We start from the raw sequence: 24,198 nt of genomic DNA, 5'->3' as shown, positions 1-24,198 counted from the left end.
TATTCACGACATGAAAAAAACCAGGGCTGCATTCGCAGACCTGGTTTTTTTCATTCAAAGCGCCATAAGTCAAGGGTGTCCACCACATGCGTAGGCTGCTCCTTATATTGCTTTAAACGTTCTTTTGTCGTTACGCCAGTATGTACAAGCAGTGTATCGATCCCAGCATTAATGCCGGCAAGGATATCCGTATCATAGTTATCTCCAACCATGATTGTCTCTTCTTTAGGAACCCCCAATACTCTTAGGGCTTGCTCCACTATGACGGATTCTGGCTTTCCAATGAAAATCGGCTGTACCTGGGTCGAAACGGAAACAACGGAGGTCAAGGAACCATTCCCCGGCAAAAGGCCTTGCTCGGTAGGAATGGCAATATCACCATTGGTCGAAATGAAAACAGCACCATTTCTTACAGCAAGACAGGCTTTTGACAACTTTTCATAATTGACGCCGCGGTCAATGCCCATGACCAGATAATCGGGATGCTCTTCCACAAGCTTCATTCCCTTTTCCTTAAGAGCCTCGATGATGCCTTCTTCACCCACCACATAGACCGATGCACCTTTCTTTTGTTCAGCTATGTAATTGGCAGTGGCCATGCTTGTCGTGAAAACCTGTTCATCCTCCGTCGATATGCCGATGCTTCTCAATTTATCCGCTACCTGTGCCGGAGTCCGGGATGAATTATTGGTGACGAATAAATAAGGGATATCCCTTTTCCTTAAGTCATTAATAAACCCTGCCGCTTCCGCAATTTGTTCCGTTCCGCGATACATGGTGCCATCTAAGTCAATTAAATATCCTTTATACGACTTCATTTGATATTCGCCTTCCTAACGCTGCTAGTTTTTAAAAGCTGAAACAGGTCCCAATTCATTCGTTAAATAGTTCCTCACCAAATCAGGGAATTGCTTGAATGCCTCGATATTTTCCGAAAATACGGCATGCAGTTCTTTGTGATCCACTTCAATGAAGTCTTGAACCAGCATTTTCCTTAATGGCAAAACCTTTTTGAATTGCATCGCTTTTTCTTCTGAAATCACTTTTTCATCTTGAAGGATATCGATAATATCCTCATAACTTCCTGGATCACGCATAATGAAACCATCAATTACCGCATTTCCTACATCCAACACGGAATCGATGGAAGTTTGTATAAGCCTTTCAGCGATAAGTTCCGAATGGTCTCCATCCCAATTATCCTGCCCCTCGAAAAGTCCAAGTTGCTTTTCAAGAAAACCTAATATTTGTTCAATCTTTTGGCGGTCTACAAAGTACATTTTTTCCAGATCCTTTCTGATCTAAGATGATATAGGGAATCATTGGTTGAATGAGCGGCATAGTCAAAAACGCTGTACCGAACCAACCTTATTCCTTGATAATACCATAGCTTCTCCCTTACTCTCAATTCCTTCAACCACACATTGCCTTTTCTACGGGGGTGCATTTCCAGACGTACACTCCCCGATTCCATTTATATTCTTGCCATTTTCATTTAATCGATGAATGCCATTATTGCTGAAGCGAAGTTCTTCAGCCGGAAGCCCCGAAAAATGTCTGTTCCCCTATTGAAGTCACTTTGTTATGATGGAACTACAAATGTGAAGATACGAAGGGAATGATACTATGGAAGATCGTTTTTATTTATACAATGACGTCGTTGATTCAAAAACCCGGTTCATAAGCTTCATGGGAGAGGAATCAAGATTCGATCTGGCCATTACGGCAACCGATCGTTTCTATGGAAAGAAGCTTGTTTTAAATATGCAGAGTAACCGATTCGCGATTATTGGGCCTGATGATTTGGAAGAGGAAGGCTATCTTGAGCATGCCTTTCAATTGTCGGAAGCGGAAGCCGAAGAACTTCGTCACTTTTTAATGGAAATCGTCTGAGTGCTGAAGTTTTTTAGCTTAAACGGGAAACCTACTGAGTGTAAGATCGATTACATGAGGGGGGATTATCTTGGACAAAGAAGAATACCACGATTTTTCCAATGTCGAAAAACAGAGGGATTATTTAATTCCTGAAGAATTTCCCGAAGGACCTTTTGGATCAGCCATAGCAAAAGATGAACCCGTTCAGAATAAAAATACCCCGTGGCAGGAAGGGCAACGATATCAAAGTGCCTTTAATTATGAAAATAAATCGTTACATGAGGGTATACCTCGACAATATCCTGGGGCTCATCCGACACATGATGATTCAGAAAAAGACGAACAGCCTCCATATAAAGGATATGGTAACTCTTAACATGGAAGGCCAGAGTGAATTCTGGCCTTTTTATTTCTTTATTTTCTTCACGACGAAATAAGGGCAGCCAAAATTACAGTATTCATATAAATATTCACTAAGCGTGCTTATTTTCGTATCAAAGGTCGCTTTCTGATTGGAATCATCAAAAAATCCACGCAGCCTCAATTGCCCGTAACCCCAATCCCCCACTATATAATCATACTTCGTTAAAATCTCGCTGTATCTGGCTTTAAAGGCTTCTTCGTTATAGCCTTCCCTTTCATCCTCGATTATTTCATAGGTCATGTTATTGATGTTAATCATTGTTTTCACCTCTCATATATACATTCCTTCTTTAAATTATAACTGATTCCCCATCAATTACTAAGCGAAAAATAGAGAAATATGTTCATCCTAAAGTTATGGGGGTGTTATTGATGAAAAAAACGATAATAACGATAGGTTTAAGCTCGATTATTGCACTAACCGGATGTGCTGATAAAGAAGAAGACCAGGGGCTAGGTGCAAAAAACAATGCCGGTAACCCAACAAACGTAAATAATCCAACTCAATATTATGATGAGGATTATCGTAATAATGACAATAAAAGTGATGATTTCGGTTTTACCCGCACAAATAGTGCAACCATTGACGGCCGTAACATTTCAAACAAAGCTGCTTCCATTGACCGTGAACAACTTTCTGATGTCATTTCTAAACTGAGTGTTCAGATTCCAAATGTCAATGATGCCGCTACCCTCGTTACTGATGAGGAAGTTCTTGTCGTATATGATACCAATAACAAGGATCGGACGGAAACCGCAGACCAAGTTAAACGTACTGCCATGTCCGTCGTGCCACGCTACTATCATGTCTATGTCAGTGATGATTATCAAAACCTTGCCCAGGATGTCGAGAATTTCGCTACAGTGAAATCCGGCAGCAGAGGGATTGACTATACGATTGAACAAACCATCAAGAGAATGCTGAAGTCGCCTCAAGGATACAAAATGAGTGGCGAAGAAAATGAAAACGGTGAAATGGTCAACGATAAAAGAGATCATCATGATAACATCCATCAAAAAATGGATAACCGTTGAATACAAAAGGACCGAATTTTTTCGGTCCTTTATTTCACTCTATTTCAATAATTCTTCACCTTTGTTTTGCTTATGTTTTGCCGCAGCATTAACCTGTTCATCCGCATGGTAGGATGAACGGACAAGCGGACCTGATTCACAATGGCTGAATCCTTTTTCCAATGCACGTTCTTTCAGTTCGGCAAATTCTTCAGGCGTGTAGTATTTCAGCACTTTTAAATGCTTTTTAGTCGGCTGCAAATACTGACCGATCGTCATGATATCCACATTATTGGCCCTTAGGTCATCCATGGTCTCAAGGATTTCTTCCCGCGTTTCACCCAGACCTACCATTAAACTGGACTTAGTCGGTATTTCCGGATACAGTTCCTTGGCTCTTCTTAAAAGCTCCAATGAACGATCATACTTGGCCTGAGCCCGTACACGGTCCGATAAACTTCTGACAGTCTCTATATTATGGTTCAGGATATCCGGTTTAGCATCCATCAAAGTCTTGATATTTTCAAACACCCCGCCCATATCAGACGGCAATACTTCAATAGATGTAAATGGATTTTTGCGGCGGATGGCACGGACCGTTTCAGCGAAAACTTCAGCGCCTCCATCCTTTAAATCATCACGGGCAACAGCTGTAATAACGACATGCTTTAAATTCATCAAAACAACGGAATCGGCAACACGCTCCGGCTCAGCCCAGTCCAATTCATTCGGACGTCCGGTTGTTACTGCACAGAAACGGCAAGCCCTTGTACAGATTTCACCTAGAATCATGAAAGTAGCCGTCCTTCTCACTGCCCAGCATTCGTGAATATTCGGACATTTTGCCTCTTCACAGACAGTATGAAGATTTTTCTCGCGCATCATATTTTTTAAACCGAGGTAATTTTCGTTAGTATTAAGCTTTATTTTCAACCAATCTGGTTTTCGAAGAATTTCTTTATTTGTAGAAGACATGAAAATGCCACTCCATTCTATAGAAATTAACACACCCTACTTTAACAATAAAAAAGCATTTATACAAGTTATAGTTGGTTTCCCATTATTTATTTTTCATGTTTATTGCCAAATCAGCAAAACTATAAAAGATGGATGGACTGATGTCTTTTAATAACGGAGAATATCATGAAAGGAGCCTGCCCCGTTGAAAAAATTATTCCTTCTAACGATAACTTGTTTGTTTATCTTGGCACCAGGCCAAGTCGCCAATGCTGCCGATACCCCTGATGTTTATGCCGGGAGAATGGCGCTATATAAAAATATGGAGGCTGCCCTCCAAATCCCGTGGTATTACCTTGCTGGAGCAGATCAATATGAGCACAGCCTAAGGGCTGCACGAAGGGATTTAGAGCCGGCAAAAGGTTTTATAGGCATCCACATCGAGCCTTCAAAATGGAGCGGAGCTCTCAATCCTGACTTAAACGATGTGAACCCGCTCACGATCACATTTTTTGATGGGTTGGGCCAGGATGGCAATGGTGATGGCAAAGCGGATATCACTAATGATACCGATCGATTGTATGCTTTTTCGAAGCATCTCCAGGCATATGGTGCAGATGAAGATAATATCCGGATCGGCTTGTGGGATTATTATAAACGCGATAAAGCCGTCAGCATCATTATCGGCAATGCCGAGATTTATAAGAAATACGGCCGGTTGGACCTGCATGAAAAAGCCTTCCCGGTTCCAGTACGGACTCATTATACGTACTTGAATACATGGGGAAGCGCTCGCGGATGGGGCGGAAGGAGAATCCATGAAGGCACTGATATTTTTGCGGATTATAGCCTTCCCGTTCGTTCCACGAGCTATGGAATCATTGAAATGAAAGGCTGGAATAAATTCGGCGGTTGGAGGATCGGGATACGGGATTTAAATAATACCTATCATTATTTTGCCCATTTAAGCGGCTTCGCCAAAGGATTGAAAGTCGGACAAATCGTTGAGCCCGGACAAGTCATCGGGGGTGTTGGCAGTACAGGCTATGGCCCTCCAGGAACTTCCGGAAAATTCCCTCCTCACCTTCATTACGGAATGTACAAAGACAACGGAATCACAGAATGGAGCTTTGACCCTTACCCCTATTTAAAATTGTGGGAAAGGAAAGATCTGGCCAAAAAGAAATAGTGAGCGGCGTGAATTTTACGCTGCTTTTTTTTGATTCGAACATAAACCCCTGAACTTGATGCATAGTTATTAGTAAAGGGGGCTAAAGCGTGTTCCGAAAAAGATTTCGAACGAAGAAATTCCGAAAAAAGGGGCCTCTTCCCACCCGAAAAGTATTTCTCTATTCATTTATCCTGTTCATCATATCAAGCATCATGACTCTTTGGTACGTGGACAAATCGATCGAACCCGTGATCATGAGTGTAGCGGAATATGAAATCAAACGGATTGCAACCGAAACGATTCATGAATCGGTTGATGAGAATATAGCCAAGGTTGACATGAACAAAATCATCACCAACACCAAGGGTGGTGAGGACTCCAGTTCTTCCTATAGCTTCAATCCAGTCATATATAGTGAATTGCGGGCTAACATCACGAAGGATATTCAAAAGAAGCTTGGAATCAAACAGGGAAACCCTTTTAAAACAGGTTCAGCCAAAATAAATGATGAACAATATAAAAGTGTGGTGTATTATATACCATTTGGTGTCGTAACCGGGAATAACCTCCTTTCCAATTACGGACCTGAAATCCCAGTGAAAATGTCAGTCATCGGGAATGTTGAATCGGATTTGAGGACAAAACTGACAAACGCAGGCATCAATAATGTTTATTATGAATTGATTGTGGACTTTGATGTCAATATTCAAATCGTCATCCCCTCTTTCACGAAGGAGACAAAGGTGAGTCAGGAAGTGACAGTCGGAAGCCTGCTGATCGAAGGTGATGTTCCAAGTTATTTCAGTAACGGAAATGGTTCGGTTGCACCTGCCATCATGAAGGAAAACAAGGAATGAAAAAACCAGCTTATCCTTGAGGTTAGGCTGGTTCTTGTATATCGAGACATTTCATGATGAGCAAATGCAGGTTTTTATTCAAGTCCACTTCGTAGGGCTCTTTTATCTGCTCGCTATCTTCTTCAAGTATCCTTATCATGGGGCGGTCTCCTATCCCTTCATTTTGAGAGGATACTACCCCTTTCCTCCCATCATTCAATTCGACGGATAGACCATTGGGATAAATGGCAACCGCCCTCCGGAAAGCCTCGATGATCGTATTGTCGAACTTTTTCCCGACTCCGGCATAAAGGACTTCCAATCCCTGATGCGGCAGCATGGCCTTACGGTAAACCCGATTGGAAGTAACGGCATCAAACACATCGGCAACGGCAATGATCTTGCCGAAATAATGGATTTCATCCCCTTTTATCCCACGGGGATATCCAGATCCATCTAACCTTTCATGATGCTGATAGGCACAATTCGCAACTAAAAGTGAAACGGTATGAACATTTTTAATTAGATAAAATCCGTAATCGGCATGTTTTTGGATTTGTTCAAACTCCTTTTCCGTCAGCTTACCGGGTTTCCGGAGGACTTCCAAAGGCACGAGCATTTTGCCGACATCATGTAAAATCGCTCCAAGCCCAAGAATTTCGAGATTCTTATTTTTGATATTCAATTCCAACCCGATCGCCAAGGTATATAAGGTCACATTGAAGGAATGTGTGAAGATATAGTCATCGTATGTATAAACGTCGGCCAATAAAGTCATTAGCTCTTTATTCCTTTTCAGCTCGCCCATGATGTTCCGGACTATTTGAGTTAATTTGACGTTAGCCTGCTCTATCGTGAATGATCCATCCAGGTTCATTTTATTTTTCATGTCCAGGAAAGTGGTTTCAATCGTATTAATGGCTTCTCTTCTAAGTTTCCCGGAAACTGGGGGCTTCGGAATAATGTCATCCGTCCTGGAATCTTGAATGTAAACAAAGGGAATATTAAGGGAAACCAGTCGATTGATCATCTTCTGCGTTAATGTAAGACCCTCGCACAATAGGATATGGCCCCGCTCATTATAGATGTTTTTACCGAGCCTTTCTCCAGGGCTTAGGGACTTTGTAATAGCTAGCCTCATACTTGTACTCCGTTTCCCCATTCAATATTTGTAATTCAAACCGATTCTTTCCTTTATAAGCTTTATCGGAACATATTTTGATAAATGAATCTGTTAGAACATATTTATTGAAAAAATATCAGCATTTACTTTGATAAAAAAATAAGGCCCCCTCCGGAAGAAAGAAAGCCCGCCTTTTCAAATCATTTTGATTAATGCCTCTTTACCAATCATTCCTGGATGTATGCCCTTTTCCACAGCCTCCCAGGTAACTGATTCAAGCGGCGCTTCCAATAACTCTTCAATCGATTTAACTCCTGTGGCCCTCCCTGCAAGGATTTTACGATCTCTCAATTTATCGTTCAGCAGTCCAACATCCAACGCACCGCACATTATATACCCTTTTTCGGACGCGACAGCAAGTAAATTCGTTTTCGGCAGTCGGACAGAAATGGCTAGGAATGTATGATTATCAAGAATTATTGGGATCATGTTAATCAATTGGTTTCGCCCCTTCCTTCCCCATACTTTATGAAAAAAAGGGCAAAACCGTGATTTCGTATCAGGGGTTAGTGTATATTTTTTTCAGCTTCCATAAAAGGATATCCCGTAAGAATTCCGGCAGTAAGTATTCCTTGCGATTGGAGCGATGGATACTTGGAAAGAAGTGCCCGAACGTGAACATATCAGGTATTGCCAATTTATAGGACTTATCCGCCTGCAGTTTCTCTCCTTTTATAAGGATCCCTTTTACGATTCCATTCTCCATTTCGTTAAATTCAATTTGATCATAATGCATGACTCCCATGATTTTTCCGCGGAAACCGAAACCTTTCACCTGAATATGAGGCCACTCTTCATTTCTCGATTGCATTAAGATTTCCTTTAATTCATTCCCATCGACTTCAACGACGCAAGGATTGATGGGATGTGGGCAGATTCTGTGAATATCCCCTTTTGTGACAGGTCCCTTCGGAAGCCCTTCGAGGAGAAGACCTGCATTCAAAAAGGAACAATCCGCCTGACTCCACTCCCTTAGGGCCTCCCCAAGGATTTCCGTCAAAGGACTTCGTTTGAACCAATCATTATCCAGTGCAAACGGTAAGTCCACAACAACCTGTTTTAGCGTTTTCCCTCCGGCCTGATATATCTCTTCAATCCATGACCGTTCATTCTCCAATTCCAAAAAATCATTGGTATCATAAAGAATAGCTCTCTTCTGGCTTATTTTCTTTTCCTGATTGACGGTCATTTCCACCTGTCCAACAAAAAAACCATATTTCCCTGCCCCGCAAAGGAGTGTGTCATTGATCAATTTACCTTGGTGGAGGATGTGGTGGGTATGCGCGCCAAGTATAATGTCAATCTCCGGAAAGTCCCTTGCCATCCTCTCATCATCATGGATGCCCAGGTGGGAAAGGATGATGATTACATCCGCCTCTGTTTTGACCCTTTCGAGCTGTGCCTTTAACTCCATGAATGGTTCCGTTATTTCCCAGCCCATCGCAGAATAAAACTTTTGAAAAAAGGCTGTCAAACCTATCATCGCGATTTTGGTGCCTTTTACCGTTGTATGTATCCAAAATGGAAGCGCCCATTCCGGCCTTTCATTATCACCGTAATAAATATTGGCTGCCAAGACCTTGAACCTTGCATGATCATATAAGGAGTCCAACGCATCATGAGGTAAAGTGATCCCTTCATTATTGCCGATGGTCACATATTGGTAGCCCGCTTCATTAAGCAGTTCAATATTTCCTTTACCCAACGTACCTTCTGTATATGGATGCCAGCGGTCCACATGATCGCCTATATCCAGTATGATCGCTTCTTCTCCCGTTTCTTGATGAAGTTGTCTTCTTTCTTTAAGAAACTTATCAATACGAGGCCAATTCTCAAAATGACTATGGAGATCATTGGTGTGATATAAATGAATGATTTCTGACATCATTTTTCCTCCTCGTTTATCCTGTAATGCCTTGGTATATAAGACGTAAACCAATGATTATCAGCACTATTTTCAACATATTTTCCAGCGACGCACTCTTTAGGCGCGTATTTATGAATGCACCCAATTTAGCACCGAACCACGCACCCGGAATCAGGGCAAAAGCATATGGCCAATTTACATTTCCAAGGGAAATATGCGTAATCGAATTAGTGATGGAAGATAGAAATACCATGAACATCGAAGTCGCTACAGCCATATGCGGAGGGAAGAAGAAAAGAAGCATCATGACGGGTACCATTAAGGCTCCGCCGCCAATTCCAAATAACCCGGAGCTGAATCCCACGACAAAAGAAATCAATACAGCTAACAGGGGGTGGTAACCATAGGAAAATGAATGTCCATTTTCGCTTTTATACGTTTTCACTATTTTCCCTTTTCCAGGCTTGAAAAGCATGGGCTTCAAATGATTTTTCACTAATAACACGATGGCCATGAAAACCATGAAAATTCCAAAGTACAATGAAAAAGCTTCGGCGTTAAGGTTTTTATTCACATAGGCCCCCATTATTCCACCAGGTGCACTGCCAATAAAAAAGATTAAGCCGGCCTTATAATCCACCACCTTATGTTTTAAATAAGATAGAGTGGAAGATAAGCCGGTAAAAATCATGATTACGGTTGAAACACCAACGGCGACCTGTGGAGTCAGCTCATCGATAATATTTGTAGATGTACCTAAATATAAAAGGGAAGGCACGATGATGATGCCCCCGCCCAGACCGACAAGAGCGCCGGTTGATCCCGCTAATAATCCAATACCCACTAATACTAACCATACCATGAAAAAATCCGCCTTTACCTGTTTGTGAGGATATACCTCTACTAGCTTGTCACATCATTTCATTATTCATTATATAATTCCTCTTAAAACAAACCAAGCTGCTTAGGAGAAAGCCCTTCATATTCTATACCAAGCAACTCAATCATTTGTTTGGCATTATCAGCGGCATCCCCGCCTGAGTTATTATTGAACAGGACATATAACTCCTTGGATTCCTTTTCCAATATCCTGATTTTCTCCACCCATTCAGTCAATTCCTGATGATTATATCGATATAGGTACCTGACCTCACGCCAATTATCCCCCGAAGGAGGCCTTTGCCAACCATGCAGATTACGGCCATGAAAGCGCACCAGGGTTTTATCTTTATCGGTGGCCTGCAGAACGACAGGAATGGATCCCTCTCCAGCCTGCGGCTCATCGCATACAGTATGGATCCAGCCTTCCTTTTCGATAAAATCCAAAGTTTGCTGGACTACGTTGGGCCTGTACCAGCTTTGATTCCGGAACTCTATGGCAACTGGGATATCGCCCATTTCAGCTTTGCACCATCGCAAGTAATTCACATTTTCACGTTTACAATCAAACCATGGCGGAAACTGAAATAAGACCATCGCGAGCTTGCCGGACTTCCGATATGCTTCCAGTGAGTCGCAAAACGCCTTGAACATCTCCTTCTTACTTTCAAATGGGATTTCCCCACGTTGATGTCCTGTCATCCCTTGGTAGGCTTTAACGACAAACTGGAAGGATGCTGGCGTCTCGGAAACCCACTTTTCACTGTTCCTCTTTGGCTGGACTGCATAGAATGACGCATCCACCTCCACAATGGGAAAATGAGCCCCGTACTCTTTGAGTTTATCACGTTGGGACACACCGCCATATAAACTATCATGATCACCCCAACCGGTCACACCAACATAAATCATCTGCATCATCACTCCTTTGGGACAGGACCATTTCCTGACTTCCTCGTTTATTATTTTTTACCCTTATTGAGCCATATCTAATCTTTGGTATAAGGGTGCCAAATATCAAAACAAAAAGCCTGCCAGTCAGACCCGGCAGGCTTTTGTATGAATGGTTATTCTAAATCGCCTTACAGGCAGGCCAGTCGGTCATTATCCGATGGAGCCTTCCATTTCGAACTTGATCAGACGGTTCATTTCAACCGCATATTCCATTGGAAGTTCTTTTGTAAATGGTTCGATGAAGCCCATTACGATCATTTCCGTTGCTTCTTGCTCAGAAATTCCGCGGCTCATCAAGTAGAACAACTGTTCTTCAGATACTTTGGAAACCTTCGCTTCGTGTTCAAGGGAAATGTTATCATTCAAGATTTCATTGTAAGGGATCGTATCAGATGTAGACTGATTATCCATGATTAATGTATCACATTCAATGTTGGAACGAGCTCCATCCGCTTTACGTCCAAAATGAACGATACCACGGTATGTTACTTTACCGCCCTGTTTAGAAATTGATTTTGATACAATCGTTGAAGATGTATTTGGCGCTAGGTGAATCATTTTCGCTCCAGCGTCTTGGTGTTGGCCTTTTCCTGCAATGGCAATCGATAATGTCATACCGCGAGCGCCTTCACCTTTTAAGATGACAGCAGGATATTTCATTGTCAATTTGGAACCGATGTTACCATCAATCCATTCCATTGTTGCATTAGCGTCACAAACCGCACGTTTCGTAACCAGGTTAAAAACGTTGTTTGCCCAGTTTTGGATCGTCGTATAACGGCAGTAAGCATCTTTCTTGATGACAATTTCAACAACCGCACTATGAAGGGAGTTAGTTGTATAAACAGGTGCTGTACAACCTTCTACATAGTGAACGGATGCGCCTTCATCAACAATGATTAGCGTACGTTCGAATTGCCCCATGTTTTCAGAGTTGATCCGGAAATAAGCTTGAAGCGGAGTATCCACTTTAACGCCTTTTGGTACATAGATGAATGATCCACCTGACCAAACTGCCGAGTTCAATGCAGAGAATTTATTGTCAGTAGGCGGGATCGTTTTCCCGAAATGCTCACGGAAGATATCTTCATTTTCACGAAGTGCTGAGTCCGTATCTTTAAACACGATACCCAAGTCTTCCAATTCTTCTTTCATGCTATGGTAAACCACTTCAGATTCATATTGGGCAGATACACCGGCAAGGTATTTTTGTTCGGCTTCAGGAATTCCCAATTTATCAAAAGTCTGTTTGATTTCATCAGGAACTTCATCCCAAGATTTCTCTGATTTCTCTGAAGGCTTAACATAGTATGTGATTTCATCAAAGTTCAGGCTTTGCATGTCGCCGCCCCATTGAGGCATTGGCATGTTGTAAAAATGCTCCAATGATTTCAAACGGAAATCAAGCATCCATTGCGGTTCATCCTTCATTCGAGAAATTTCTTCCACGATTTCTTTTGTCAGACCACGCTTTGAACGGAAGATGGAAACATCTTTATCCGCAAAGCCATATTTATAATCGCCGATATCAGGCATTTTCTTTGCCATAGCTCGTATTCCTCCATTTCAAATGGCTGAATTACAACAGCTCATTTTAATTTAATTATTCCTTCAATCCCTTTTCCATGGCTTTCCAAGCTAGGGTAGCACACTTGATTCGGGCAGGAAATTTAGAAACACCCTGAAGGGCTTCAATATCCCCAAGGTCCATCTCATCGTCGTATTCTTTTCCCTGAATCATTAAGGAAAAAGTCTCGGACATCGCTAGAGCAGTATCAACGTCTTTGCCCTTAATGGCTTGCGTCATCATGGAAGCCGAACTCATGGATATCGAACAACCATCACCATCGAATTTAACATCGCTGACCTTGCCATCTTCAATCTTCATCGTTAAACGAATCCGATCGCCGCAAGTTGGATTATTCATATCGATTGTCATGCTTCCATCTTCTAGCATGCCCTTATTACGAGGTTTCTTATAGTGATCCATAATGACTTGACGGTAAAGTGTATCAAGGTTATCAAAAGACATTACTGAAATACTCCTTCGTTTTAACAAGCCCGGACACAAGCTTATCAATATCTTCTTCCGTGTTATATAGATAGAAACTTGCTCTTGCTGTCGCTGATACGTCAAGCCATTTCATTAATGGCTGTGCGCAGTGGTGACCGGCACGGACAGCAATTCCATCTGCATCAAGAACGGTAGCGACATCATGTGGATGTACGTCATCAATATTAAAGGTAATTACACCAGCACGCTTTTCTGCATCTTTAGGACCATAAATGGTCAGCCCTTCAACAGCTGACATTTTCTCCATTGCATAAGCGGCGAGCTTATGTTCATGCCGTTCAATATTATCCAAACCGATTTCCTCCAAGAAATCAATGGCAGCCCCCATGCCGATGGCGCCGGCGATGATTGGGGTACCGCCTTCGAATTTCCACGGGAGTTCTTTCCATGTAGACTCATACAAACCTACAAAATCAATCATCTCTCCGCCGAATTCGATCGGTTCCATTTTTTCCAGAAGATCTTTCTTGCCATATAATGCGCCGATGCCTGTTGGACCGACCATTTTATGACCTGAGAAGGCAAAGAAATCACAATCCAAATCACGGACATCCACTTTTAGATGCGGCGTGCTTTGTGCCCCGTCGACTACCATTACAGCATTGTGCTCATGGGCAATTTGGGCGATTTCCTTCACAGGATTGATAACGCCAAGCACATTCGAAACCTGCATGATGGACACGATTTTCGTTGCTTCCGTAATTGTAGCCCTCGCATCGTCAACGGAAATCGTGCCATCCTCCTGAAGCGGAATATACTTCAATACAGCGCCTTTTTCTTTGGCAAGCTGCTGCCACGGAATGATATTACTGTGATGCTCCATGTAAGAGATGACGATTTCGTCACCCTCTTTAATATTTGCACCACCGTAACTTCTTGCTACAGTATTTAATGCAGTCGTTGTGCCTCTGGTAAAGATGATTTCTTCTGTAGAAGAAGCATTAATGAATTTACGTACCTTTTCACGAGCACCTTCATACGCATCCGTAGCTTTTGTTCCTAGTGTATGCACCCCGCGGTGAACATTCGAGTTATAGCCGCGGTAATATTGCTCAATCGCTTCAATCACTGCAGCCGGTTTTTGAGAGGTTGCAGCACTATCTAAATAAACTAATGGCTGACCATTGACTTCTTGATCTAATATTGGAAAAAGCTTACGAATTTCGTATGGGTTCATTACTGTACTTTCCTTTCAATGACCGCTACTAATTGTTTTTTGACTCCCTCAATTGGAAGCTCGTTAACAACAGGGGCCAAGAATCCGTGAATGACAAGTCTTTCTGCTTCTTTCTTTGTAATACCACGGCTCATTAAATAATACAGTTGAAGCGGGTCGACACGGCCGACGGAAGCAGCATGACCAGCCGTTACATCATCTTCATCGATCAAGAGGATCGGATTGGCGTCCCCGCGTGCTTTTTCACTTAACATCAATACGCGTGACTCTTGTTCGGCATTGGCCTTTGTAGCACCATACTCTATTTTCCCAATTCCATTAAAAATGGAGGATGCGGATTCTTTCATGACACCGTGCTTAAGGATATAACCCTCAGAGCGTTTGCCATAATGAATGATGGCAGTCGTGAAGTTCTGCTTTTGTTCCCCGCGTCCGACTACAACGGTTTTTGTATCACCGTGAGAGCCATCGCCCATTAGATATGTTGTATTATCCGAAATCGTATTTCCGTCGTTCATCAGGCCAAGCGCCCACTCAATACGTGCGTCACGTCCTGCCACTCCACGGCGGTTAACATATGTCGTGAAGCCTTTTGAAAGGGTATCGACCGCACCATATTGGACCTTGGCATTCGCATTTGCAAATACTTCAGTTACGATGTTGGCAACACCTTCGTTAGACTCAACGGTTGAGAAATAGTTCTCTACATATGTGACAGAGCTATTATCTTCAGCTACGATCAAGACGTGGTTGAAAAGTGTAGTATCTGGATTATCCAAAAGGAATACCGATTGAATCGGCTCTTTGATTTCTACATTTTTCGGAACATAAAGGAATGCTCCCCCATTAACTAATGCAGCATGAAGTGCTGTTAAACGATGCTCATCTATTTTAACGCCGTCTTTCATGAAATATTTTTGCACGAGCTCAGCATGATCACGAGCCGCTGATAAAATATCCGTAAAAATGACGCCTTGTTCTTTCACATTTGCTGACAGATTGATATGTGCCGGCGTATTATTGCGTTGGATGTATAAGTTTTCATTTTCTTCAATGATGGACTTAATTTCTTCCGGAAGCTCCCCTAAAGAGGCAAAAGCTTCACTCTCAACCGTATGAGTTTGGAAAGAAGTGAAATTCCATTTATCGATTTTCGTTTTGTCCGGCTTTGGCATCGGGAGCTTTTCTAATTCAGAAAACGCTTGAATCCGAAGCTCGGATAGCCAAGCTGGATCATTATTTTTAGTTGAATAGGAGCTTATATCCTCTTGTTCAAACGGTAATTTCGTTTCTGTAGTCATTGCAAATCCTCCTACTTACGCTTCTTCGCCAACAGTTTCGTCTTCAATGCCCAATTCTTGTTTAATCCAGTCATAACCTTCCGCTTCCAAGCGGGCAGCAAGTTCAGGACCGCCTGATTTTACGACACGTCCTTGCATCATTACATGTACAAAATCAGGAGTGATGTAATTTAATAGACGTTGGTAGTGAGTGATGATCAAGCATCCAAAGTCTTCTCCGCGCATTTCGTTGATTCCTTTTGAAACGACTTTAAGTGCATCGATATCTAGACCTGAATCAATCTCATCCAAGATTGCAATTTTAGGTTGGATCATCATTAATTGAAGAATCTCGTTGCGTTTTTTCTCTCCGCCTGAGAAACCTTCATTCAAATAGCGTTGCGCCATATCTTCATCCATTTCAAGGAATTCCATTTTTTGGTCCATTTGACGGATGAATTTCATTAATGAAATTTCATCGCCTTCTTCACGGCGTGCGTTAATGGAAGAACGTAAGAAGTCTGCGTTTGTAACACCGCTGATTTCACTTGGATATTGCATAGCTAGGAATAGACCGACACGAGCGCGCTCGTCTACTTCCATCTCCAAAACATCTTCACCATCGAATGTGATGCTTCCGCTAGTTACCTCATATTTAGGGTGACCCATGATTGCTGATGATAAAGTGGATTTACCAGTTCCATTTGGTCCCATGATCGCATGGATTTCTCCACCTTTAACTTCAAGGTTTACCCCTTTTAAAATCTCTTTGCCTTCAATTGATACGTGAAGATCTTTAACCGTTAATGTAGAAGCTGACATAATAATACCTCCGTGAACTAATTCCAATTTTATTACCAGAAAGTAAAGATTACTTTCATTACTATAATTTACGTAAAAGCATTCTCACTTTATTCTCATTCCAATTTTATAACAAATCCAATTTAGAATCAACTAAATAGATAGAGGTTTCCACTTCTGCCATGTTAAAAACCTGTCCAATTCTTACAATACTAACAGATATGGCCTGTTTACTGCATATTCATACTTATTTTAGCTTTTGTTAAAATTATCTTATTATTCGGCAAATCTTCGTCCTTATTACTATATGTTCAAAGAATTCGATTGCAAGGTATGAACGTTCCGCTTTAAAAAGAAAAAAATCGGCCTGTCAGGTATTATGTAAGTTTATCCAATAAGGAAACCCTTATTTTATGGACCACTTTCCATTTTACCTCTACAGACCGATCTTTTAAAGAATTCTTTTATATGCTTAGCCGTGAATTTTGCGTTGTAGGTCGTGGACCATTTTGTTGCACTTTACATGTTCCCTATCCCGTTCTTTCTCAACCTCGATACGGAGGTCTAAGTTTCTACTGTACTCACTGTAGCCAATCCCATGTGAAGACTGCATCGCCTTTTCCATTTCGCTTGTTACATTTAGATCCAGAGTATTGATAGTGAACCATCCTTTCAAATTTGTGTATCATTTTTTCCTTCATTATCTCTATACCCTTTCCTTTCCTGATTAAACATGAAAAGAATTAAATTAAGACGCAGACTGAAACAACCTGGATCATCATTATCCGAACTTAGAGAAGTGAGGCACTTTATCATGGAAATCCTAACCGGCATTGAACGGAATACAGAATGTAGGTGAAAGTGATTCTATCTGATTGTTTAGTCTTAGTGGATTGGAACGGAAGGTACGAGACTCCTGCGGGAAAGCGAGCCAAGGGAGACCCCGCAGGCGCAAAAGCGCCGAGGAGGCTTCCGGACCGCCCGCGGAAAGCGAGTGCCTGAAGTGGAAAGTAACGTTCAAATTTTGAAAACCTAAAAATCTAAAAAACTGTAGACAAACTAAAAATCATGACCGACGCACTATGTAAAAGCTGAATGGACAAACCAGCTCGCTTATTTATTTATGCGTCAGCAGACCGTAACGGATTTGTGTTGGGACGATAGTTACACCCGGAAATACTCGTATTAAGTGCCTCTGATTGAACAAGTGATTAAGAAAGCTGTAAAACCTGAAGCTGTTGACGCAGATTCCGCAACCATGCTTATGTGTAATAAGAGCGTTTTGGTTGTTATCTATGCCCATCGGCACTCAATAGCTATTATCGATTCAAATCCATTATAAAATCAAAAAGGTTTCGGAATGAGACCATTCCGAAACCTTTTTAAACTGCGACCTGAATTAAATCAGGCCGCCATTCTCGAATTATTTATCCGCCGGTACAACTGCACCTTTGTATTCTTTAAGAATGAAATCTTGTATTTCTTTAGAATGCAATACTTCTACAAGCGCTTTGATTGCTTCTTTATTTTCGTCACCTTTGTTTACGGCAATGACATTCACATAAGGTGATTCGGAATCTTCAATCGCAATCGAATCTTCAAGCGGATTCAAACCGGCGTCAATTGCATAGTTGGAGTTGATCAAGACTGCATCGCCTTCGCCGCTCTCATAAATTTTAGGAAGCAGGGCCGCTTCATAATCGGCATCGAATTTAAGGTTTTTCTTATTTTCAACGATGTCTTTTGTTGTAGCCGTCGTTTTATCGATGCCTTCTTTCAAAGTGATCAGGCCATTCTTTTCCAAAAGGGATAAAGCGCGTCCATGATCAGCAACAGAGCTGCTCATAATAATTGTTGCGCCTTCCGGAAGTTTATCAATGCTTTCATATTTTTTTGAATATAGAGCAATCGGCTCGATATGGATTCCGCCAGCATTGACGAAGTCATATCCATTTTCTTTAATTTGCCCCTCTAAATATGGAATGTGTTGAAAGTAGTTAGCATCCAATTCCTTATCATTCAACGCCTTATTTGGTAAAACATAGTCCTGGAATGTTTCAATTTCCAAATCGATTCCTTTTTCTTTAAGAAGCGGTTTAGCTTCCTCAAGGATTTCTGCATGTGGAACATTGGATGCCCCTACAACTATTTTCTTCGATTCTTTTTCCGTATCGCTGCCGCTTTTATCCTTTTCACTTCCACAAGCAGCCAAAGCGATAGATAACACTAAGATTAATGCAAATCCTAAAAACTTTTTCATCCTATTCATCTCCCTTTATCTTTTGTCCAATTTAGATGTAATCACATCTCCAATAATTTGAATTATGAAGACGATAATTAGAATAACGATCGTCGCTACAAGCGTAACGTCATTTTGATTTCTTTGATAGCCGTCCAAATAGGCTAGATTACCAAGCCCGCCTGCGCCGATGACCCCGGCCATCGCGGTATATCCAACCAATGCAATCGATGTTACCGTAATCCCGGAAATAAGGGCAGGCATCGACTCTGGAAGAAGGACCTTCCAAATGATCGTGCTCGTTTTTGCCCCCATCGATTTAGCGGCTTCAATTACACCTTTATCGATTTCACGAAGTCCGATTTCAACCATACGCGCATAAAATGGGGCCGCACCGATAATAAGTGCCGGCAGTGCAGCGTTCTCACCGATCATGGAACCGACAAGCGCTTTAGTGAAAGGAATGAGCAGCACGATCAAAATAAGAAATGGAATGGAACGGAATATATTGACGACAGCACTCATGACTCCGTTGACAGCCCGGTTTTGCCACATATTACCCTTCCCTGTCAGGAAAAGGGTCAATCCTAGTATTATGCCTATAAAAAAGGTTGCCACTACAGAGACGCTTGTCATGTAAAGCGTTTCTTTCGTAGCTTCAATGATGTCTTCCCAATCAACATTCGGCAATAATTCTTCAAGCATGAGTAATCACCTCCACGCCTACCTGCTGTGCTTTAATGAATTCGATTGCGCGGAGCATTTCATCCTCTTTGCCATCTAGATGGATAAACAATGTTCCATATGAACCGCTTCTTGTTTGGGATATCTTACCTTGAACGATATTGACATCCAACTCGAAGTTACGTACAAGCTTGGTGATCAATGGGCTTTCTGCATGATCACCTACAAAGGTCAATTGAATCACTTTGCCTGCTGGATAGCGTTCGAGCAAATGGTCCATCGTTTCTTTCGTTTCTTCTGGTTCCGTTACCTGTTGGACGAAACGCTTCGTCATTTGTTCTTTAGGATTCTTGAAGACATCCAGGACAGGACCTTGTTCAACAACCTGCCCGCTTTCCATCACGGCGACGCGATGGCAGATTTTACGTATTACATGCATTTCATGCGTAATCAAGACGATCGTCAATCCCAAACGCTGATTGATGTCAACAAGCAATTCGAGTATGGAGTCGGTAGTCTGCGGATCCAATGCAGAAGTCGCTTCATCACACAGCAGCACTTTAGGGTCATTTGCCAGAGCCCTGGCTATTCCCACCCTTTGCTTTTGCCCTCCGCTTAATTGCGAAGGATAGGCCTTTTCCCTGCCTTCAAGTCCGACTAACTTGATCAATTCGTTCACACGCTTGGTGCGTTCAGGTTTAGAAACTCCTGCAATTTCCAACGGGAAAGATATATTCTCCTGAACGGTCCTTGACCATAATAGATTGAAATGTTGGAAAATCATGCTGATTTCTTGACGGGCCTTACGGAGCTGAGCCCCTTTAATTTTTGAAATTTCCTTTTCAGCCACCACAACGGATCCCTCTGTCGGTGTTTCCAATCCATTGAGCATTCTGATCAAAGTACTTTTCCCCGCTCCACTGTAACCGATGATCCCGAAAATCTCGCCTTTATTTATTTCAACATTCACATTATTTACAGCCTTGATCGTCTCACTGTTTCCTTTTCCTGTTCGGAACAGCTTACTGACTTTCGTCAATGTTATCATTAACCCTCACCTCTTTTATCCAATAAAACCTATGAACTTAGTTGATTTCTCTACATTATTAGTCTGTTTCTCCTATCATGTAAAAGTTTTCCCAATTAAAATAGAAAAAACCTTTCTGCATGAGCAGAAAGGCAGGTGAAGAAACAGGCCTTCCTCTCATCTTCCAAAGTGATTAAACTTTGTGTGAATTGGCACCTTTCCAAGGAAATCTCCTTGTCGGTTGCCGGGTTTCATCGGGCACATCCCTCCACCTCTCTTGATAAGAGCTAATATATAGAATATTTGTACATCATTAAGTTCTTTAGTATGGAGAAATTTTATCATAGATAAAAAAGGAGCGCAATGTATATTATTTCTAGTTCAAGAATGAACAGGAACTTTGCTTAAAGCGTTTTGGAAGTCAAGGAGACGATGTTCGTCGCTTTTTCAATTGCCTGCTCCAAATCTTCTATTAAGTCTTCTACATTTTCAATCCCAATCGATAATCGGACTTGATCGGCACTTACACCCGCTTTCGCAAGACCCGCCTCATTCAATTGTTGATGGGTCGTACTGGCTGGGTGGATGATCAAGCTCTTCGCATCCCCTACATTCGCCACATGGGACCATAATTCCACCGAATTGATAAGTTTTGCCCCAGCTTCGCGATTACCTTGAATCCCAAATGTCACGACAGATCCAGCTCCCTTTGGCAAATATTTATCCGCAAGGGCTTTATCGGGATGATCCTCATCACCAGGATGTGAAACCCAGGTCACGGCAGGATGGTTTTTTAAATAGTTTATGACAGACTTGGTGTTCGATAGATGCTCTTTCATCCTTACATGCAGCGTTTCAAGTCCAAGCGTAAACTGGAATGCACTTTGGGCACTTAGTGCAGGACCCAAATCACGGAGCAACTGGACTCTGGCTTTCGTTATGAATGCGGCAGGTCCAACTGCCTCGGCGTATACCAGACCGTCGTAACTTGGGTCAGGCTCCGTGAAGCCAGGGTAGTTTGGCGAGTTCCAATCGAATTTCCCTCCATCCACGATGACACCGCCTAGCGTCGTTCCATTTCCAAGAAGCCATTTTGTAGCGGAATGGATGACAATATCCGCTCCAAAATCAATCGGTCTGCAAAGATACGGTGTCGCGAAGGTATTATCAATGATTAAAGGTATGCCGGCTTCATGGGCGATTTCCGCTACCGCTTCAATATCAAGTACCCTCAAACTTGGATTTCCGATCGTTTCAGCAAAAATGGCTTTAGTTCTTGGCGTAATCGCCCTTTTGAAGTTTTCAGGATCATCGGGAGAAACGAACTTCACTTTGATCCCATATTTAGGAAGAGTATTTTCAAAAAGGTTATACGTACCGCCATATAATGTAGAGGCAGAAACAATCTCATCCCCTGCAGCAGCGATATTCAGGATTGAAAGTGAGATGGCGGCCATTCCGCTTGCTGTTGCCAATCCGCCGATACCGCCTTCCAATAAGGCCATCCTTTCCTCAAAAACACTGACCGTGGGATTATGAAGCCGTGTATATATATAGCCATTCTCCTTTAGGCCAAATAAATTCGCTGCATGGTCGGTGTCTTTGAACAAGTATGCATTGCTTTGGTAGATAGGAACGGCACGGGCACCTGTTTCATCAGCTTGCAGACCGCCATGAACACTCAATGTTTCGAAGCGCAACTTTTTCTCTGACATATGAATTCACCTTTTTCTATGGATTTAGTTGGAATTATATGAAATCCGGCTTTTTTATAAACAAAAAAACCACTTCAATAAGAAGAGGTTTCAAGAACACACCTCATCTACCAGAGCCAACACTCTGCTGGAATTAGCACCGTATATAAAAATTTATACCGGTTGCCGGGCTTCGTCGGGCCAGTCCCTCCGCCACTCTTGATAAGAACTATTAAATTCTGCCATTACTTTATTCAAAATATAGCATTTTAGATTAAATCAGTCAATGAATTGTTAGAATATTCTTTGTTTTTTTCTTCTCTCATTCAAATGTTAGCAACAAAGAAAACCAACCGCGTTTCTGATTGGTTTCCTAGCTGATTTCCTTAAGCAATCCGTACAAATAAGGAACGGATTGAAAGGCATATATTTTTTTGTGCAGCTGCCCTTCTTTGAAAAGCAATAAGCAAGGAACACTTTCGATTTCATATGATTCGGCAATTGCTTGGACATAGTTCATATTCATTTTGCCTGCCTTCAATTCCGGAAAAAGCTCCAAGGATATCGTCAGCATCTTGGAGGCCACCTGACAGGTGCCGCATAAAGGTGTATATAAATATAAGCAAAAGGTTTCCCCATTTCCAACAGCAAGCTTACACTCTTCTTCTTTCCATTCTTGCATCAATTAGTCGTTCACCCTTTGACTTAGAAATTTCATTTTCACATTCATATTGGCAGATAGGAGCACAGTTGCGATATGATGTTCGGGTGAGCTCTCCACTTCTTTGTACATTTTATTAATATACAGGTGGTTCGCTTCCGGCATTTCCCTTCGGAACTGCTTCCGCAGCTTTTCTCCTGATTCATCTGCGTCAAAAAGGAGATAAACATCACGGTCCATCAATTCATCCACTAATTCATCCAGCTTAGTTAATGATATGGTCCCATTCGTACATATTATTTCCACATCTTCATTTAAAACGGAGGCAACTTTTCTTCTATCGGAACTGCCTTCTACAATGATCACTTTATCGAATTCGTCCCACTCCATGTCATCACTCCATCTCACGAATTATGTGCGCAACTCACCCACTGTACAAATGAAAAAGAGAGCAGGCCTTTTCAGTCCCCCCTCTCCTTTCTTTTTAACCGTTGATTAAACTCTCATACTCTTCAGCGCTCATCAAGTTTTCAATATCACTGACATTAGATGGTTCAAGCACGACCATCCATGCCTTTTCATAAGGAGACTCATTTACATATTCAGGGTTGTCACTTAAATCTTCGTTTACTTCAACAACCTTGCCACTGATAGGTGCATAAAGCTCAGAAACGGTCTTAACGGATTCAACACTTCCAAATGGTTCGTTCGCTTTCAATTCATCGCCGATTTCCGGAAGCTCAACGAATACGATGTCCCCAAGCTCGGACTGTGCGAATGCCGTAATTCCAATGCGCACTGTTCCATCTTCCGTTTTGACCCATTCATGTTCTTTAGTGTAACGAAGTTCTTTTGGTGTTGTTGTCATAATTAACCCTCCATATGTACATCTTATTTTATCTATTCCATTATAAGGTAGATTGTTTGTTTAAGTAAGGAATTAACCAAATATTTTGTGAAATTTCAGTTCCAAACCTGTTCGAATTGCTCTTCTTTGAAACCTACCGTCACTTTGGTGCCATCCGTAACAATCGGCCTTTTCAGAAGCATGCCATCTGTGGACAATATATCAAGCATCTCTGCTTCAGAAGCTTCTTTCAGCTTATCCTTTAAGCCCAGCTCCCGATATTTTTGACCGCTAGTATTGAAAAACTTCTTCAACTCCAAATTGCTGTTTTTATATAGTTGTTCTATTTCAGTTCGCGAAGGGGGATTATCCGCTATATGGATCGCTTCATATTGCAGTTCATGATTATCCAGCCACTTCTTCGCATTACGGCATGTACCGCATTTTGGGTACCAATATAATGTTAAGCCCATCATTTCACCACCTATCAATAGAATACCCGTTTTTACCACGCAATACAACGAAATGTCTTTTGAATTTCCAATGCGATTTCAT

28 protein-coding genes and 2 riboswitches are annotated in these 24,198 nt (G+C 41.9%); of the genes, 5 read left to right on the top strand and 23 right to left on the bottom strand.

All coding sequences use genetic code 11. The features are described from left to right. Nucleotides 1-50 precede the first annotated feature (50 nt). The gene (locus tag ACZ9AO_RS15530) at nucleotides 51-818 is read right to left on the bottom strand and encodes a TIGR01457 family HAD-type hydrolase (RefSeq protein ID WP_476109399.1); all 768 of its coding nucleotides are present in this window, start codon (nucleotides 816-818) and stop codon (nucleotides 51-53) included. Nucleotides 819-842: 24 nt separating this feature from the next. Then, nucleotides 843-1,280: a DUF86 domain-containing protein gene (locus ACZ9AO_RS15525; RefSeq protein WP_048688255.1), complete on the bottom strand. Its 438-nt coding sequence runs from the start codon at nucleotides 1,278-1,280 to the stop codon at nucleotides 843-845. A 346-nt stretch (nucleotides 1,281-1,626) separates the two neighbouring features. On the opposite strand from ACZ9AO_RS15525, the gene ACZ9AO_RS15520 reads away from it, so the two are divergent. Together ACZ9AO_RS15520 and ACZ9AO_RS15515 are read left to right on the top strand one after the other, a co-directional pair. Beyond that, nucleotides 1,627-1,893: a DUF3055 domain-containing protein gene (locus tag ACZ9AO_RS15520; protein ID WP_034310182.1), complete on the top strand. Its 267-nt coding sequence runs from the start codon at nucleotides 1,627-1,629 to the stop codon at nucleotides 1,891-1,893. Between the two features lie 70 nt (nucleotides 1,894-1,963). Continuing rightward, nucleotides 1,964-2,251 (top strand): cytosolic protein, encoded by a 288-nt coding sequence (locus ACZ9AO_RS15515; RefSeq protein WP_134782572.1) that lies wholly within the window; start codon nucleotides 1,964-1,966, stop codon nucleotides 2,249-2,251. 30 nt (nucleotides 2,252-2,281) lie between these two features. On the opposite strand, the gene ACZ9AO_RS15510 is transcribed toward ACZ9AO_RS15515, so the two are convergent. Next, the gene (locus tag ACZ9AO_RS15510) at nucleotides 2,282-2,557 is read right to left on the bottom strand and encodes a YutD family protein (RefSeq protein ID WP_034310177.1); all 276 of its coding nucleotides are present in this window, start codon (nucleotides 2,555-2,557) and stop codon (nucleotides 2,282-2,284) included. A 113-nt stretch (nucleotides 2,558-2,670) separates the two neighbouring features. Here ACZ9AO_RS15510 and ACZ9AO_RS15505 point away from each other — a divergent pair, with 113 nt between their 5' ends. Next, entirely contained in the window at nucleotides 2,671-3,333 is a 663-nt protein-coding gene (locus ACZ9AO_RS15505) for a YhcN/YlaJ family sporulation lipoprotein (protein ID WP_048688249.1), read from the top strand. Nucleotides 3,334-3,372: 39 nt separating this feature from the next. On the opposite strand, the gene lipA is transcribed toward ACZ9AO_RS15505, so the two are convergent. After that, the gene (gene lipA / locus ACZ9AO_RS15500) at nucleotides 3,373-4,287 is read right to left on the bottom strand and encodes a lipoyl synthase (protein WP_048688246.1); all 915 of its coding nucleotides are present in this window, start codon (nucleotides 4,285-4,287) and stop codon (nucleotides 3,373-3,375) included. Nucleotides 4,288-4,474: 187 nt separating this feature from the next. Between lipA and ACZ9AO_RS15495 the strand changes: the two genes are divergently transcribed. Then, nucleotides 4,475-5,458: a M23 family metallopeptidase gene (locus ACZ9AO_RS15495; RefSeq protein ID WP_412102171.1), complete on the top strand. Its 984-nt coding sequence runs from the start codon at nucleotides 4,475-4,477 to the stop codon at nucleotides 5,456-5,458. A gap of 89 nt (nucleotides 5,459-5,547) precedes the next feature. Then, nucleotides 5,548-6,297, top strand: a complete 750-nt coding sequence (gene yunB / locus ACZ9AO_RS15490; protein ID WP_053536750.1) for a sporulation protein YunB — start codon at nucleotides 5,548-5,550, stop codon at nucleotides 6,295-6,297. A 22-nt stretch (nucleotides 6,298-6,319) separates the two neighbouring features. Here the strand turns inward: yunB and ACZ9AO_RS15485 are convergent, their stop codons facing one another. The 19 genes from ACZ9AO_RS15485 to ACZ9AO_RS15395 form a co-directional block, all read right to left on the bottom strand. Next, nucleotides 6,320-7,417: an HD-GYP domain-containing protein gene (locus tag ACZ9AO_RS15485; RefSeq protein WP_476109398.1), complete on the bottom strand. Its 1,098-nt coding sequence runs from the start codon at nucleotides 7,415-7,417 to the stop codon at nucleotides 6,320-6,322. A 177-nt stretch (nucleotides 7,418-7,594) separates the two neighbouring features. Beyond that, the gene (locus ACZ9AO_RS15480) at nucleotides 7,595-7,897 is read right to left on the bottom strand and encodes a YunC family protein (protein WP_034310161.1); all 303 of its coding nucleotides are present in this window, start codon (nucleotides 7,895-7,897) and stop codon (nucleotides 7,595-7,597) included. A 61-nt stretch (nucleotides 7,898-7,958) separates the two neighbouring features. After that, a complete protein-coding gene (locus ACZ9AO_RS15475) occupies nucleotides 7,959-9,344 on the bottom strand; it encodes a bifunctional metallophosphatase/5'-nucleotidase (protein ID WP_476109397.1) in 1,386 nt (461 codons plus the stop codon). Between the two features lie 16 nt (nucleotides 9,345-9,360). Beyond that, the gene (locus tag ACZ9AO_RS15470; RefSeq protein WP_251540404.1) at nucleotides 9,361-10,188 is read right to left on the bottom strand and encodes a sulfite exporter TauE/SafE family protein; all 828 of its coding nucleotides are present in this window, start codon (nucleotides 10,186-10,188) and stop codon (nucleotides 9,361-9,363) included. An 83-nt stretch (nucleotides 10,189-10,271) separates the two neighbouring features. Then, entirely contained in the window at nucleotides 10,272-11,117 is an 846-nt protein-coding gene (locus tag ACZ9AO_RS15465) for a DUF72 domain-containing protein (protein ID WP_476109396.1), read from the bottom strand. 192 nt (nucleotides 11,118-11,309) lie between these two features. Continuing rightward, complete coding sequence (sufB, locus tag ACZ9AO_RS15460) at nucleotides 11,310-12,707, bottom strand: Fe-S cluster assembly protein SufB (RefSeq protein WP_034310152.1); 1,398 nt, start codon at nucleotides 12,705-12,707, stop codon at nucleotides 11,310-11,312. Between the two features lie 55 nt (nucleotides 12,708-12,762). After that, nucleotides 12,763-13,191, bottom strand: coding sequence for a Fe-S cluster assembly sulfur transfer protein SufU (gene sufU, locus ACZ9AO_RS15455; RefSeq protein WP_034310148.1), 429 nt, complete (start codon nucleotides 13,189-13,191; stop codon nucleotides 12,763-12,765). Next, on the bottom strand, nucleotides 13,181-14,410 hold the full coding sequence (locus ACZ9AO_RS15450; protein WP_476109395.1) for a cysteine desulfurase: 1,230 nt from the start codon (nucleotides 14,408-14,410) through the stop codon (nucleotides 13,181-13,183). Before ACZ9AO_RS15450 ends, sufU begins: the two co-directional genes overlap by 11 nt. After that, the gene (gene sufD, locus ACZ9AO_RS15445) at nucleotides 14,410-15,711 is read right to left on the bottom strand and encodes a Fe-S cluster assembly protein SufD (protein ID WP_476109394.1); all 1,302 of its coding nucleotides are present in this window, start codon (nucleotides 15,709-15,711) and stop codon (nucleotides 14,410-14,412) included. Before sufD ends, ACZ9AO_RS15450 begins: the two co-directional genes overlap by 1 nt. Nucleotides 15,712-15,726: 15 nt before the next feature. Next, nucleotides 15,727-16,512, bottom strand: coding sequence for a Fe-S cluster assembly ATPase SufC (sufC, locus tag ACZ9AO_RS15440; RefSeq protein WP_034310141.1), 786 nt, complete (start codon nucleotides 16,510-16,512; stop codon nucleotides 15,727-15,729). A 451-nt stretch (nucleotides 16,513-16,963) separates the two neighbouring features. Beyond that, nucleotides 16,964-17,104 (bottom strand): YuzK family famiily protein, encoded by a 141-nt coding sequence (locus ACZ9AO_RS15435; RefSeq protein WP_476109393.1) that lies wholly within the window; start codon nucleotides 17,102-17,104, stop codon nucleotides 16,964-16,966. A gap of 810 nt (nucleotides 17,105-17,914) precedes the next feature. Continuing rightward, on the bottom strand, nucleotides 17,915-18,751 hold the full coding sequence (locus ACZ9AO_RS15430) for a MetQ/NlpA family ABC transporter substrate-binding protein (RefSeq protein WP_476109392.1): 837 nt from the start codon (nucleotides 18,749-18,751) through the stop codon (nucleotides 17,915-17,917). A gap of 15 nt (nucleotides 18,752-18,766) precedes the next feature. After that, entirely contained in the window at nucleotides 18,767-19,435 is a 669-nt protein-coding gene (locus ACZ9AO_RS15425; protein ID WP_476109391.1) for a methionine ABC transporter permease, read from the bottom strand. Beyond that, nucleotides 19,428-20,462, bottom strand: coding sequence for a methionine ABC transporter ATP-binding protein (locus tag ACZ9AO_RS15420; protein WP_048688213.1), 1,035 nt, complete (start codon nucleotides 20,460-20,462; stop codon nucleotides 19,428-19,430). Before ACZ9AO_RS15420 ends, ACZ9AO_RS15425 begins: the two co-directional genes overlap by 8 nt. A gap of 153 nt (nucleotides 20,463-20,615) precedes the next feature. Beyond that, nucleotides 20,616-20,728: riboswitch (SAM riboswitch) on the bottom strand. 117 nt (nucleotides 20,729-20,845) lie between these two features. Then, entirely contained in the window at nucleotides 20,846-22,156 is a 1,311-nt protein-coding gene (locus tag ACZ9AO_RS15415; RefSeq protein WP_406593109.1) for an O-acetylhomoserine aminocarboxypropyltransferase/cysteine synthase family protein, read from the bottom strand. Between the two features lie 100 nt (nucleotides 22,157-22,256). Further along, a riboswitch (SAM riboswitch) is annotated at nucleotides 22,257-22,364 on the bottom strand. 144 nt (nucleotides 22,365-22,508) lie between these two features. After that, nucleotides 22,509-22,817, bottom strand: a complete 309-nt coding sequence (locus tag ACZ9AO_RS15410; protein ID WP_251540675.1) for a thioredoxin family protein — start codon at nucleotides 22,815-22,817, stop codon at nucleotides 22,509-22,511. Nucleotides 22,818-22,820: 3 nt separating this feature from the next. Then, nucleotides 22,821-23,186: a toprim domain-containing protein gene (locus ACZ9AO_RS15405; RefSeq protein ID WP_251540418.1), complete on the bottom strand. Its 366-nt coding sequence runs from the start codon at nucleotides 23,184-23,186 to the stop codon at nucleotides 22,821-22,823. Nucleotides 23,187-23,280: 94 nt separating this feature from the next. After that, entirely contained in the window at nucleotides 23,281-23,664 is a 384-nt protein-coding gene (gcvH, locus tag ACZ9AO_RS15400) for a glycine cleavage system protein GcvH (protein ID WP_053536759.1), read from the bottom strand. Between the two features lie 95 nt (nucleotides 23,665-23,759). Beyond that, the gene (locus ACZ9AO_RS15395; RefSeq protein ID WP_034310119.1) at nucleotides 23,760-24,116 is read right to left on the bottom strand and encodes an arsenate reductase family protein; all 357 of its coding nucleotides are present in this window, start codon (nucleotides 24,114-24,116) and stop codon (nucleotides 23,760-23,762) included. Nucleotides 24,117-24,198 lie beyond the last annotated feature (82 nt).

The sequence above is a fragment of the Peribacillus sp. TE19612 genome (assembly GCF_056279465.1).
The sequence above is the reverse complement of the archived record's forward strand: the minus strand, read 5'-3'. Positions and strand labels throughout refer to the sequence as shown.